Source organism: Blastomonas sp. AAP53 (assembly GCF_000331245.1).
GTDB lineage: Bacteria > Pseudomonadota > Alphaproteobacteria > Sphingomonadales > Sphingomonadaceae > Blastomonas.
In genome coordinates, this window is sequence record NZ_ANFZ01000002.1 from 142,632 (window position 1) to 155,828 (window position 13,197).

The 13,197-nt window shown below is 64.4% G+C and carries 14 protein-coding genes; 8 read left to right on the top strand and 6 right to left on the bottom strand.

Annotated features, from left to right (window positions below; all coding sequences use genetic code 11):
• Positions 1 to 41 precede the first annotated feature (41 nt).
• From D618_RS0100695 to D618_RS0100725, 6 genes are all read left to right on the top strand, one after another.
• Positions 42 to 1,778 carry an acyl-CoA dehydrogenase gene (locus tag D618_RS0100695; protein WP_017669560.1) on the top strand — a complete coding sequence of 579 codons (1,737 nt, stop codon included), beginning with the start codon at positions 42 to 44 and terminating at the stop codon, positions 1,776 to 1,778.
• 81 nt (positions 1,779 to 1,859) lie between these two features.
• Positions 1,860 to 2,696 (top strand): ATP-binding protein, encoded by an 837-nt coding sequence (locus tag D618_RS17295; protein ID WP_017669561.1) that lies wholly within the window; start codon positions 1,860 to 1,862, stop codon positions 2,694 to 2,696.
• Between the two features lie 8 nt (positions 2,697 to 2,704).
• On the top strand, positions 2,705 to 3,337 hold the full coding sequence (locus D618_RS0100710; protein WP_026091128.1) for a glutathione S-transferase: 633 nt from the start codon (positions 2,705 to 2,707) through the stop codon (positions 3,335 to 3,337).
• 55 nt (positions 3,338 to 3,392) lie between these two features.
• Positions 3,393 to 4,316 carry a hypothetical protein gene (locus D618_RS0100715; protein WP_152414457.1) on the top strand — a complete coding sequence of 308 codons (924 nt, stop codon included), beginning with the start codon at positions 3,393 to 3,395 and terminating at the stop codon, positions 4,314 to 4,316.
• 73 nt (positions 4,317 to 4,389) lie between these two features.
• Positions 4,390 to 5,322, top strand: coding sequence for a DMT family transporter (locus tag D618_RS0100720; RefSeq protein ID WP_017669564.1), 933 nt, complete (start codon positions 4,390 to 4,392; stop codon positions 5,320 to 5,322).
• Between the two features lie 110 nt (positions 5,323 to 5,432).
• Entirely contained in the window at positions 5,433 to 6,668 is a 1,236-nt protein-coding gene (locus tag D618_RS0100725) for a NupC/NupG family nucleoside CNT transporter (protein ID WP_017669565.1), read from the top strand.
• A gap of 16 nt (positions 6,669 to 6,684) precedes the next feature.
• Here the strand turns inward: D618_RS0100725 and D618_RS0100730 are convergent, their stop codons facing one another.
• Together D618_RS0100730 and D618_RS0100735 are read right to left on the bottom strand one after the other, a co-directional pair.
• A complete protein-coding gene (locus D618_RS0100730; protein WP_017669566.1) occupies positions 6,685 to 6,921 on the bottom strand; it encodes a hypothetical protein in 237 nt (78 codons plus the stop codon).
• A 106-nt stretch (positions 6,922 to 7,027) separates the two neighbouring features.
• Positions 7,028 to 7,354, bottom strand: coding sequence for a DUF962 domain-containing protein (locus D618_RS0100735; protein ID WP_040370013.1), 327 nt, complete (start codon positions 7,352 to 7,354; stop codon positions 7,028 to 7,030).
• A gap of 35 nt (positions 7,355 to 7,389) precedes the next feature.
• Between D618_RS0100735 and D618_RS0100740 the strand changes: the two genes are divergently transcribed.
• Positions 7,390 to 7,791: a gamma-glutamylcyclotransferase family protein gene (locus D618_RS0100740; protein WP_017669568.1), complete on the top strand. Its 402-nt coding sequence runs from the start codon at positions 7,390 to 7,392 to the stop codon at positions 7,789 to 7,791.
• Here the strand turns inward: D618_RS0100740 and D618_RS0100745 are convergent.
• Positions 7,788 to 9,437: a flotillin domain-containing protein gene (locus D618_RS0100745; protein WP_051041205.1), complete on the bottom strand. Its 1,650-nt coding sequence runs from the start codon at positions 9,435 to 9,437 to the stop codon at positions 7,788 to 7,790. The genes D618_RS0100740 and D618_RS0100745 overlap by 4 nt on opposite strands.
• Positions 9,438 to 9,663: 226 nt before the next feature.
• On the opposite strand from D618_RS0100745, the gene D618_RS0100750 reads away from it, so the two are divergent.
• Positions 9,664 to 10,506, top strand: a complete 843-nt coding sequence (locus tag D618_RS0100750; protein WP_152414458.1) for a hypothetical protein — start codon at positions 9,664 to 9,666, stop codon at positions 10,504 to 10,506.
• Between the two features lie 30 nt (positions 10,507 to 10,536).
• Here the strand turns inward: D618_RS0100750 and D618_RS0100755 are convergent, their stop codons facing one another.
• From D618_RS0100755 to D618_RS0100765, 3 genes are read right to left on the bottom strand one after another with little or no spacing between them, the layout of a single operon-like run.
• Positions 10,537 to 11,145 carry an OB-fold-containig protein gene (locus tag D618_RS0100755; protein WP_017669571.1) on the bottom strand — a complete coding sequence of 203 codons (609 nt, stop codon included), beginning with the start codon at positions 11,143 to 11,145 and terminating at the stop codon, positions 10,537 to 10,539.
• Positions 11,146 to 11,159: 14 nt separating this feature from the next.
• Positions 11,160 to 11,882: a hypothetical protein gene (locus tag D618_RS0100760; protein ID WP_017669572.1), complete on the bottom strand. Its 723-nt coding sequence runs from the start codon at positions 11,880 to 11,882 to the stop codon at positions 11,160 to 11,162.
• Between the two features lie 13 nt (positions 11,883 to 11,895).
• Entirely contained in the window at positions 11,896 to 13,107 is a 1,212-nt protein-coding gene (locus D618_RS0100765; RefSeq protein ID WP_017669573.1) for a toxic anion resistance protein, read from the bottom strand.
• Positions 13,108 to 13,197: the final 90 nt, after the last annotated feature.

The following is a 13,197-nucleotide window of genomic DNA, read 5'->3' on the forward strand; positions in this document are numbered from 1 at the left end:
CCTATACAGCGCCAGCAAGCTAGGCACAGCAGGGAAAAGACATGACATTCACCGCGCCGACCGCCGAACAGTTGTTCGTGCTCAAGACGATCACCGGAATTGACGAGCTGGCAGGCTATGACCGCTTTGCCGAAGCCACGCCCGACCTGGTCGAGGCGATCGTCGAGGGCGTCGGCGAGTTTGCGGCAGGCGAATTCGCGCCGCTCTACCGGATCGGTGATACCGTGGGTGCAAGGCTGGTCGATGGTGCGGTGACGATGCCCGAGGGCTACCGCCAGGCCTATCAGAATTATGTCGAGGCCGGATGGAGCGCGCTGAGCGCGCCTGCCGACCATGGCGGCCAGGGCCTGCCCTTCAGCCTCGCCACCGTCGCCCTCGATTCGCTTGGTGCGGCCAACATGGCGTTCGCCCTGTGCCCGATTCTCACCGTCGGCGCGATCGAGGCGCTGCATCATCATGGCAGCCCGCAGCAGCAGGCGCTGTACCTGCCCAAGCTCGCCACCGGCGAATGGACCGGCACGATGAACCTCACCGAACCGCAGGCGGGCAGCGATGTTGGCGCGCTGCGCGCGACGGCAACCCCGCGTGGTGATGGCACCTATGCGATCCGCGGCCAGAAGATCTACATCTCGTTCGGCGACCACGACATGGCCGACAACATCATCCATCTGGTACTGGCCCGCACCCCCGATGCGCCTGCAGGTACCAAGGGCATTTCGCTGTTCCTGGTCCCTAAGTACCGGCTCGATGCCGATGGCAATCCGGGCGAGGCCAATGGCGTGAAGACCGTGTCGATCGAGCACAAGATGGGCATCAACGCATCGCCCACCTGCGTGCTGCAGTTCGGCGAGGAAGGCGAGAGCGTCGGCGAGCTGATCGGCCCCGAATTCGGCGGCATCCGCGCGATGTTCACGATGATGAACAATGCCCGCCTGAATGTCGGGCTGCAGGGCGTGCAGATCGCCGAGGGTGCAACGCAGAAGGCGATGTGGTTTGCGCGCGAACGCGTGCAGTCGGCGCGCGCCGGGGGCGGCCGCGATCCCGTTGCGATCATCGAGCATCCCGATGTGCGCCGCATGCTGCTGCGCATGAAGGCCGGGACCGAGGCGATCCGCGCCTTGCTGTATTTCGCATCGGGCTATGTCGATCGCGCCAACCTGGGGCTGGATGGCGCGCGCGAGATGGTCGATCTGCTGACCCCGCTCGCCAAGACCTATGGGACCGACCTTGGCAGCGAGATCGCGTCGCTGGGCGTGCAGGTGCACGGCGGGATGGGCTATGTCGAGGAGACCGGCGCAGCGCAGTACTACCGCGATATCCGCATCGCGCAGATCTATGAAGGCACCAATGGCATCCAGGCGGCGGATCTGGTCGGGCGCAAGCTGGGCATGGGCGGCGGCGATGTCGTCCGCGGCCTGATCGCCAAGGTACAGGCGGATTGCGGCAACCACGCCGCGCTGTCGGCGCTGGCGGGCGATTGCGCCGAGGTTACCGAATGGATGATCGGCGCAAGCGTCGATGACCGGCTGGCCGGCAGCTATCCCTACACCACGATGATGGCGGTGATGGCGAGCGGCTGGCTGATGCTCAAGCAGCAGCGTGCCGCGCAGGCCATGCTCGATGCGGGCGAGGGCAATCCCGCGTTCCTCCAGGCCAAGCTGGTCACTACGCGCTTCTATCTGGAGCGCATGGTGCCCGAGGCCGGCGGCCTCAAGGCGGCGGCAATGGCGGGCGCGGACCTGCTGTATGCACTGGACGCCGAGGCGCTCGCGGCTTGAAGGGGATTTCAAAAGTCTCCCCCATTCCGTCTGTCCCTCGACTTCGCTCGGGAACTCGGCAAAGGTTGGCGTTAAAGGCTGATGACTGACCCTCAGGACCCCCTGACCCGCATCGCCCAGGCGCTTGAGCGGATCGCTCCGCCCGCGTTGCCGCCGACCGACTGGTTGGCTGCCCCCGCTTATGTGTGGAGCGGCGACAGCGTGCTGGCGGTGCAGGAACTCGAGGCCGTGCCGCTCGACCGACTGCGTGGGATCGACGCGCAGAAGGCGACGTTCGTCGAGAACGCCCGCCGCCATGCAGCGGGCCTGCCCGCCCACGACGTGCTGCTGTGGGGATCGCGCGGCATGGGCAAATCGGCTTTGGTCAAGGCGGCCGTGGCCGATATCCAGGCCAAAAGCGGGGGTCTGGCGCTGGTGCAGGTTGGCGGTGAGGCCGACGCGCTGGCCGGGCTGCCCAGGCTGTTCATGCAGCTGGGCGATACCGACCGGCGTTTCCTGGTGTTCATCGACGATATCGGCTTTGACGGTCCCGAAGCGAGCAGCGCGGCGCGGTCGCTGCGCTCGCTGCTCGAGGGCGGCGCAATGGCGCGTCCGGCCAATGTCCGGCTCGCGGTCACGTCGAACCGCCGCGCGATTGTCGAGCGCCACATGAGCGAGCAGGACGATCCGATCAATCCGCGCGACGCCATCGACGACCGGATGGCGCTGGCCGACCGGTTCGGGCTCAGCCTGGGCTTTCCGGCCTGCGATCAGTCCGCCTATCTCGACATCATCACCGGCTATGCCGAGGCTTACGGGCTCGCCTTCGACCCCGAGGATGCCTTGCTCTGGGCGCGCCAGCGCGGCAGTCGGTCGGGGCGGATTGCGTGGCATTACGTCACCGAACTGGCAGGCCGCGCAGGCCGGTCGCTTGATTGAGCGCGGCGGTGACCGCGCTGCCCATCCTCTACAGCTTTCGCCGCTGCCCGTTCGCGATGCGCGCGCGCATGGCGCTGCTGGTCAGCGGCCAGGCGGTCGAGCTACGCGAGATCCTGCTGCGCGCCAAGCCTGATGCGATGCTGCAAGCCTCGCCCAAGGGGACGGTGCCGGTGCTGGTGCTGAACGATGGCACGGTGATCGACCAGAGCTTCGACATCATGCGCTGGGCGTTGGGTCGCAACGATCCCGAAGGCTGGTTGCAGGGCGATGATAGCGCGCTGCTCGCCACCTTCGACGGCGCGTTCAAGCACCATCTCGATCGCTACAAATACCCCTCGCGGTACGACGAGGAGCCGCTGGCACATCGCGCGGCCGGGGTGGCGTTGCTGGAACTGCTGAACGAACGGCTGGGTGCCAGCGCCTTCTTGTGCGGCGACCGCCGGACGCTGGCGGACATCGCGCTGTTCCCCTTCATCCGCCAATTCGCCGCAACCGATCAGCCGTGGTTCGATGCACAGCCACTGGTGCATGTGCAGGCGTGGCTGGCGGGGCTGATCGCATCCGACTTGTTCGACCGCGCGATGCTGCGGCTGCCGCCTTGGCAGCCGGGCGATGCCCTGACGGTGTTTGCCTCCGGTTAACCGAAAGCTGGTATTGCTTCATGCTGACCCGGACCGAGCCAGCGCACCGCTTATGATGATGAATCTGCTTCCCTTTCGCCTGCGCACCCGGCTGGATGGCCGGCGGCATGACGCCGCGTGTCGCCCGGTGCTGCAGACCGCGCCGATCGTGCCTGCCGATGATGGGCTGGTGATCTTCTCGATGATGGGTACTGCGGTGCTGCTGCCCTATCTGGTCGCGGTCAAATCTTTGTGGACGCATCTGCGCCGGGGCCGGGTGGTGATCCTGTCCGACGGCACGCTGACGCCGGACGACCGCGCGACGCTGGCCTGGCATTGCGGCGCTCCCGAAATTATCGAGATCGCTGATGTCGATACCACCGGCTTTCCGGTGGGCGGCACCTGGGAACGCCTGCTGACCATCCTGGACCGGCGCAGCGACGCCTATGTTATCCAGCTCGACAGCGACACGGTGACCTTGGGTCCGCCGCAGGCGGTGATCGATGCGATTGCCGCCAACCGCAGCTTCACGCTGCTGGGCGGGCCGGAATGGGATATCGGCGCACAGGCCTGCGCCAGCTTCGCCCCGCCTGCGCGCGTGCCTGCCTCTGCCGAAGGGCACATCCAGACACGGATGGAGCGGGTGCTGGCGCGCATCGCCGAGGGCGACAGGCTGCGCTATATCCGGGGCTGCTCCGGGTTCACCGGATTTGCCCGCGGTGGCAGCGGACGTTCGCTCGCGGCGCATTTCTCCGCCGAGATGGAGCGGCTGCTGGGCCGCGATGCGATGCACGAATGGGGTACCGAGCAGGTCACCTCCAGCTTCGTCATCGCCAATGACCCCGACCCGCTGCTGCTGCCCTATCGCCAGTTCGGCAATTACTGGGGCGAACCGTGGGACGACGACTGTCGCTTCATGCACTTCGTCGGCGCGCATCGCCATGACGGCCATGCCTATCGCGATACCACCCGCGCCGCGCTCGCACTGATGGATCGCTGAACGGGGGCGACTGCGCCGCTGTCGCAGCAACAGCTCTGGACACCGCCCCCGCCTGCGCCGATAGGGCAGGGCCATGGCCACCGGACCCATCCCCATTCCCGTCATCAAGTCCGCGCCATGGCTCGCGGTTCTCGCCTGTCTGGGCGGCATGATGTTCTTCGGCGCGATGGACACCGCGATGAAGGCGGTGACGATCGACATCGGCGTGGTCGCGGCGCTGTTCTGGCGCTGTGCCATCGGTTCGGTGATCGCCGGCGCGCTGTTCCTCGCAAGGGGGCGTCGCCGCCTGCCGCGCGGATCGGCGCTGCGCCTGCATCTGCTGCGCGGCACGGTGGTCTCCGGCATGGCGGTGCTGTTCTTCTGGGGGCTGGCACGCACGCCGATGGCAGAGACGGTGGCGATCACCTTCATCGCCCCGATCATCGCGCTGTATCTGGCGGCGGTGCTGCTGAAGGAACGGATCGGTCGAGGCGCGGTGCTGGCATCGATCCTGGGCTTTGGCGGCGTTCTGGTGATAGCAGGCGGACGGCTGGGTCTGCTGGGCGGCGCGGGCGATGATCAGGGCGAGGCGCAATGGCAGGGAATCGCGGCGATCACGGTGTCGGCGGTGCTCTATGCCTGGAACCTCATCCTGCAGCGCCAGCAGGCGCAGATCGCCAGTCCGCAGGAAATCGTGCTGGTGCAGAACCTGGTCATGGCGTTCTGGATCGGCCTGGCCATGCCATTCGTCGGCGTGATGCCGGGCGATGGCGGCATGGCAGCGGGAATGGGCTGGGGGCTGCTGACGCTCGCGGCGGTGCTGGCCATCGTTTCGCTGTCGCTGCTGTCCTGGGCCTATGCGCGGGCAGAGGCGCAGGCGCTGGTGCCGCTGGAATATTCAATGTTCATCTGGGGCGCGCTGTTCGGCTGGCTGGTGTTCGATGAGACGATCGGCTGGACCACGCTGGCGGGGGCCAGCCTGATCATCGCTGGCTGCTGGCAGGTGACCCGCAGGCAGGCTGGCTGACGGCTCGCCGCACCCGCGGACAGTTCGCGCTTCCCCCGATGCCGCAATCTGGCTAGGCAGACGGCGGGGATCATCCAGAAATTCACGCAAATGGGGTACGGGCGCAAAGCATGACACGGATATTGCTGGGGCTGGCAGGCATTGCGCTGATCCTGTCGATCGCATTGCTGCTGTCGAACAACCGCCGCGCCATACGGCTGCGCGTGGTCGGTGCGGCCTTTGCGCTGCAGGCGAGCATCGCGGTGCTGGTGCTGTACGTTCCTGCAGGTCGCGCGGCGATCCAGGGCATGGCGCGCGGCGTTTCCAATCTACTGGGCTATGCCCAGGCGGGAACTAACTTCATCTTCGGCCCGCTGGCCAGCCCCGAGGTCGGCGGTAACAGCTTTGCCATCGCCGCCCTGCCGGTGATCATCTTCTTCTCGGCGCTGGTGTCGATTCTCTATTATCTCGGCATCATGCAGCGCGTGATCCAGTGGGTAGGCGGCGCGATCCAGAAGCTCATCGGCATCACCAAGGTGGAAAGCCTGTGCGCGGCGGCGAACATTTTCGTCGGCCAGAGCGAATCGCCCCTGGTCATCCGTCCCTATCTGGCCTCGTTGAAGCCCGCGCAGCTGTTCACGGTGATGAGCGTGGGCATGGCTGGTGTCGCGGGCACGATCCTGGCCGCCTATGCCGCGATGGGAATCCGCATCGATTATCTGCTCGCCGCCGCCTTCATGTCGGCTCCGGGCGGCATCCTGATGGCCAAGATCATCATGCCCGACGATCCTGCGGATGCGACACACGAGGCGGTGATGCCGCTCGATGTGGAATATGAAGACGAGCGTCCCGCCAATGTCATCATGGCCGCAGCGATGGGCGCGCAGACCGGCGTCAAGCTGGCGGTGGCCGTCGGGGCCATGGTGCTGGCATTTGTCGCGCTGGTCGCGCTGGCCAACGGCATCCTGGGCGGCATCGGTGCGTGGTTCAACATCGACAACCTGTCGTTCCAGCAGATCGTCGGTTATGTGTTCGCGCCGATCATGTACCTGATCGGCGTGCCCTGGGACGAGGCGCTGCGCGCCGGTGGGCTGTTCGGCACCAAGATCGTGCTCAACGAATTCGTGGCGTTCATCGAACTGGGCGGACCCGATGCGGGCCTATCACAGCGCACGATCGCGCTTGTCACCTTCGCGCTGTGCGGCTTTGCCAATTTCTCTTCGATCGCCATCCAGATGGCGGTGACCGGAGGGCTGGCCCCCAGCCAGCGACCGATGATCGCACGGCTGGGGTTGAAGGCACTAGCAGCGGGAAGCCTTGCCAACCTGATGAGCGCCGCTCTTGCGGGGTTGCTCATCACGGTCTGATCGTTTCACTCGGCCATCAGGGCTGGGTGAAGGACGGCGGGTCGGAAGCGTCCATCGATTCCTCGATGGCCTCGTCCAGATCGTCTTCGCTTACATCGTCCTTGTCCGGGTCCGGTTCGGTCGCAGGTTCGTCATCCTGCTTCAGGCTGGTATGCTTGGCACCCGCGCGCTGGGCGGTTTCGTCGGTGCAATCGACGGGTTCGTTGGCAGCGTCGTCATTGTCGGCAGCTTTGTGGTCTTGGATGTCGGTCATAAGGCTCTCCTTCGTGATGAGCCTACGCTGACCTGTGCCGCCAGTTCCTTAGCCCCCCAGTCCGTTAGCCCCCCAGTTCGTTAGCCCCCCAGTTCGTTAGCCGATGTCAGGTCAACCCTGCGCGCTTGAGTTCCGGCCCGAGCCGCCCGGTCAGCCACAGCGCCCACATCCTGAAATCCGCCGCGAGCGACCAGAGCGGATAGGTGAAGGTCGCAGGCCGGTTGCGCTCGATCCGCCAGTGGCTGATCCAGGCGAAGAAGTATCCCGCCACCGGCATCGCCGCTGCCAGCAGCAGGTTGCCGGTGAGCAGCGCGGCCAGCCCCAGCAGCACCACCAAAGACGTTCCGGCATAATGCCAGGCGCGGGTGAGCGGACGGCTGTGTTCGGACAGGTAATAGGGCCAGAATTCGGCAAAGCTGGTGTAACGCTGCATATCGATCATCCTCTTGCGGCATGGTACGCCAAAGCATGCCTGCACGCCAATTCCCCGACCTGCTCTTCGTCTATGGCACGCTGCGCCGGGGCAGCGACCATCCCAACGCCGCGCGGCTGGCGCAAGACAGCGAATGGCTGAGCACGGCCACGCTCACCGGTACCCTGTACCGGGTCAGCTGGCACCCAGCGCTGGTGCTGGAGGGGACGGACACCGTCACCGGCGACCTGCTGCGGCTGCACGATCCCGCGGCCAGCCTGTCCTGGCTCGACGCCTTCGAAAGCTGCGGCCCAGATGACCCGCCGCCGCACGACTATCGCCGCGAGAGCGTGCAGGTCATGACGGCGCAGGGTTTGGTGAGCGCGATGGTCTATGTCTGGAACCTGCCGCTCGAGGGACTCGAGCGGATCGCCAGCGGAGACTGGCTGAGGGCCTAGGCAGCACCCTCTGCAGGCGGCGGTGTGTCATTGGCCGCCGGAACCGCCTCGATCTGCGTGGCACCTGCGACCAGGCCGTCAAGCGAGGCTCCGTTGAGACCCAGTTCCTTCATCAACCCATCGATGATCGGGGCCTGCGCGCGGTAGCTGAGCGCTGCCGACACCGCGTCGCTGGCGAGGTTGCCGCTGCTGCCCATGCCGTTCCCGCCATTCGATCCGCCCGACTGACCCAGACCATCGACCTTGACGATCTTGATCGAATCGATCGCTTCCAGCGGCTTGGACGCCTCGCGGATCACCTCGGGCAGCACCTTGAGCAAGGCAAGCTTGGTCTGGAGCGAAATCTGATCGGAGGACAAGAGGTTCGCTGCCTCGTTGACCGCACGCTGGCCCGCTGCTTCCACCTCGAAGCGGACGCGGGCCGCCTCGGCGCGCAGCTTTTCGGCCTCGGATTCGCCCTCGGCTTCGAGCCGCACCGCTTCGGCGCGGTTGGCGGCGGCGGACTTCTCGGCTTCGGCCTCGACCTTGACGCGAATCGCGTCGCGCTCGGCCTGCTTGGATGCTTCGATCAGCTCGATGCGCTTGGAACGTTCGGCAATCTCGGTCTCGCGCGCGGTGGTTACCTGTTCCTCGGCAGCGACGGCGGTGGCGCGCGCGGTATCGGCCTCGCCCTTGGCCTGGCTTTCTTCGCGGCTCTTGTTCTGGATGGCGATCTGCTGTTCCTGCCGGGCGATCTCGATCGCCTGCTGCTGAGCGATCCGCGCCTGTTGCACCGCGCGGTCGGCCTCGATCTGCTGGCTGTCGATCAGCTTCTTCGCCTCGATCCTGGCACCTTCGGATTCCTGGCTCCGCAAGGCCTGTTCGCGCGCGACCTCGGCGGCCTGTTCGGCGCGGCGCATCTCGATCTCGCGCTCCTGCTCGAGCCGCGCAAACTCGTTGTCGCGCGCGATCTCGAACGAGCGTTTGTCGGCTTCGAGATTCTTAGTCTCGATCTGGACGCGGGTATCCTGCTCGATGTCGTTGCGCGCCTTCTTGCGCAATTCGATCTGCTCGGTCAGCTTGGTCAGGCCCTCGGCGTCGAACGCGTTGTTGGCGTTGAAATGCTCGATGCTGGTCTGGTCGAGCCCGGTGAGTGACACCGATTCGAGCTCCAGCCCGTTCATCGCGAGATCAGCCGACGAGACCTGCTGCACCTTCTGCACGAAATCGCTGCGCTGCTCGTGCAGCTGGTTCATCGTCATGCCGGCGGCGACCGAACGCAACGCATCGACGAACTTGCCCTCGACCAGATCCTTGAGCGCCTCGGGCTGCATCGTGCGCAGGCCCAAAGTCTGCGCCGCCATGGCGAGCGCGCCGGCATCGGGCCGCACGCGCACATAGAATTCCGCCTTCACATCGATCCGCAGCCGGTCGAGCGTGATCAGCGCATCGGTATTCTTGCGCTCGACCGCCAGCCGCACGGTGTTCATGTTCACCGGCATCGTCTCGTGCAGCACCGGCAGCACCAGCGCTCCGCCATTCATCACCACCTTCTCGCCGCCAAAGCCGGTGCGGACGAACGCGATCTCCTTGGTGGCACGACGATACAGCCGGGTGATGATCAGCCCGAAGATGATCAGGAAAGCGAAAACCACGCCGACGATCATGGCGATGGTGATGATCCCGCTGGGGATGGCGTCGGTCATGGGGGCTCCTTGGCGAACAAGAATCAAAGTGATTGGGTATCAAGCTAGCCCGCCGGCTATGGTTAGGCGAGATCATCGGTCAGATTTTTTGTCGTTCGATTGTTAAGACTACCTGCACGCTTTTATTTGTTGGACTGACTGGCGTGGTTTAGCAGGATTGAGAAAGTCCTTCAGAATGGAGCGATATGTGGCGTTTCAACCTTTCGGCTATCATGTTCTGATCCAATCACGGATGCCACTGGTCGATGCCAAACTGGCTATCAAGCGTCGTAAGAAGGGATGGTTTGATCCCAAGAACGGTGCGCGGGGTTGGATTTTGGGGCCGTTTATCTGTTTTTGGTGGTCAGGGATCAATTCGCAAGGCCCTATGATGCTGGGCATTTTGACAGGAGATTCTCGCTCCTCACAGTTAAAGGCGCGCGCCGGGTCTGACTTGAACGGCACGATTTGGGTGACATTCCTGACCATCATGATCTTGCCGATCCTAATATCGCAAGCTGATAAATGGCCCCAGAATATCCAACAGCTTGTTCTTGTTGGGCTCGTTTTCGGCCTTGGGGTTCCACTCACACTCTGGATGGCTAGCAAGGACAAGCGTGAGGCCGAACCGCTGGTCAAGTTTATGCGGGATGTTTTGACCCCGGAGCGCAAAGCCAGTCGAAAAGCTCGGCAGAGCGTCTCGATCAGCAAAAAGTTGAAGATTGATCTAAGCGGTGATGTGCTCAAGGGCAGGATGACTGCCAATCGACTGCATGATAGCTTGCTTGATGTCGGACCACATGGATTTCTGATCCTGTCGGCGGCCCCCGACGTCTACATTCAAACCGCGTTCAAGAATGGCGGCTATGTGATTGAGGAGCGCAAGGGAGGCTCAATGCACTTCGAGGCTCTCCGGGCAGATGATGGCACGGCATCAGAAAGCATACCCCACAACATCTTCACTTTCGATGAGGTCTATCAAACTCTTTTGGCCTTCGCGACAGATGCACCAACTCCGGATTTTTTGCGTTGGCAAAGAATGTATCTCTGAGCATCTATCCATCTCTCGCAGTTTTGCTCCTCATAACCCCGGCAAAAAATGCCCACCCTTGCTGATCGCCTTGAACGTCTCGCCTTCGCGGCGCACCAGCAGGATCTCCTCGCCCTCGTGCAGCACCTGATCGGCATTGTCCGGTTCGACCATCACGAAATGCGGGTGGCCGTGGACATCGGTGACGCGGGCTCTCGCCGGGGAGCCGGGGCGGGCGGTGCCGGTCTGCACGGTGGCGAAGCGGCCGACAAGCGAGTCGACGGCGACGGCGGTGGTCTCGTCCTGCGGCATCACGCGCGCGAGCCATCGGGCCGCGCCGCCGGTGATCGGCAGCGAGGCGACCAGTGCGACCGGCCCTGCCAGCCACGCGCTCGCCAGGCTTCCCGTCAGCGCTAGCCAGAACTGCTGCCCGGCATAGCCCAGCACACCGAAGATCATCAGGAACAGCGCCAGCCACAGCAGCAGCGGCAATCGGCCGAGGCCGAGCAGCGCGAGCACACCATCGCTCGCCGCATCGCCCAGGTCGCTATCTGAATCGAGATCGCCCAGCCCAGCGGCCTGCAAGGCTCCGATCAGCAGCATCAGCACGATGGCGGCGGAGAAGGGGGTGTTCTGGATGGCGAGGAAGAATTCGAACATGCGTAGCAAGCTAGCTACTGCGCGTCGGCAACACCATCATATTTGAGCTCCAGAAACCGCCCGCGAATGGCGAGCTTGTCGGCGTCGCCCTCGGCGATCGTGCGGGTGGCGCTGGCGATCTCGCGTTCGATGACGCCGAGGCCGTGGAGCAGCTGTTCGTCGGGGGTGCGCTCGCCGCGCTTTTCCTTGCGCATGCCTGCCGGGATCTTGCGATAGCCGGTAATCAGCTCGGGCAGGTGCTCGCCCACCAGCTTGCGGATCTCGCGCGCGGGTTCGCTGTTTTCCTCGAGCGTCTGCAATTGCGGCGCGAGCATGTCGAGCTGCACGCCGATATTGTCGATCAGCGTCACCGCGGGTGCGGGCAGGGCAGGGCGCTGGCTTTCGAGCCAGATCTCGGTCTTGCCCGCGAGCACCTTCAAGGGCTCTTTCGCGAGCTTCTCAGGCGTGGGAATGCGCAGTTTCATCGAGCTGCCTAGCACCACGGTGGCCACCACGGCGGCAAGCACCGTCAGCAGCACGCCATAAAAGCCGATGCCGTCGATGATTGCGCCGACGACGCCCGCCGCGACGAAGATGACGCCGATGCTGATCGCGATCGCCGCGATCTTCTTCCACAGATGCTCGCGCTTCAACGCGCGCGACTTGCTGCCGATCGATGGGCCCATCTGCACGCGGCGCTTCACGGCGGCCGCATCGGCGAGGATCTGGTCGGACTGGCTGGTCAGGGATTTGCTCATGCGGTCCGCTGCCTTACGCCTCCAGCGAGCTGAGCAACGACGGGCCTGCGCTGCCGCCGCTGACCTGGCCCTGGCTGGCCCCCTCGGCGCGCGCGATATAGCCCTTCGATTTCTCGACTTCCTTGCTCAAGGTGTCGACGGTGGTCTTCATGCTGTCCAAGGCCTTGACCTTGAACGTGTCGATATTGTCCATCGTGTCGTAGATGTTCTGGAACGCGCGCTGCAGCGTCTCGACCGGGATCGTCGCCGATGCCGCCTGTTCGTGGATCTTGGCGGTCTGGTCCTTGAGCATCGTTCCGGTCGAATCGATGATGTTGGCGGTGGTGGTGTTCAATGCGGTTATCTGGTCGAGCACCAGCTTCTGACCGACCAAAGCCTGCGCCACGGTCACGGCAGTGCGGAGCGCCGCGACCGTGGTGGTGCTGGCGCGGTCGACGCCCTTGACCAGCTCGACATTGTTCTTCTTCACGAGGTCGAGCGCGAGATAGCCCTGCACCGTCACCGCCATCTGCGTCAGCAGATCCTGCGTGCGCTGGCGGACATAGAACAGCGCGCTTTCGCGGATCGCCTTGGCCTTGGCCGGGTCGGTCATGTCGAGTTCGGCGGCTTTTTCCTCGAGCCGCGCGTCGAGCGTCTTGGAGACGTGGATCATCTGCTCGAGCTTGCCCATCGCCGCCCACAGGTTCTGCCGTTCGACGTCGATCGCGGCGTTGTCCATCAGCAGCTCGTCCTTGCCGCTTTGCAGCGAGCCGAGGATCGACTGGATGTGCCCCTGCGAGCTTTTGTAGCTGTCGAAATAATCGCGCATCTTGTTGCCGAACGGGATGATGCCGAAAATTTTCTTGCGGGTGAACAGGTCGCCCTTCTTGCCGGGGTCGAGATCCTCGACCGTGCGGCGCAGCTGGGCGAGGTTCGCGCCGACCGAATTGTCGGAGTCCATCGCCTTGACCGGGCGGTCGAGGAAACGGTTCGACTGGCCCGCCGCGTCGGTGATTTCCTTGCGGCCCATGTTGGTGATCTGGTCGACGCGCTTGCCGAATTCGGGCGAATTCACATCCTGCGCCACCAGATCGGCGATGAAGCCTTCGACCTTCTCGTCGAGCTTGGACCGGACATCTTCGGATACCGGCACCAGTCCGGTCGCGTCCGCAGCGGTGACGACGGGCACCGGATCGGGCGCCTCCAGCGTCAGTTTCTTGTCCGCAATCGCAGTTTGCGTCGCCATGCCGTTCGCGCTCCCGTTAGTCGCTTTCCGCCCAAAATGAGGCGAGACGCCTTTTCAGGCAAGCGATAAGTGTTACTGTGTTAAGATATC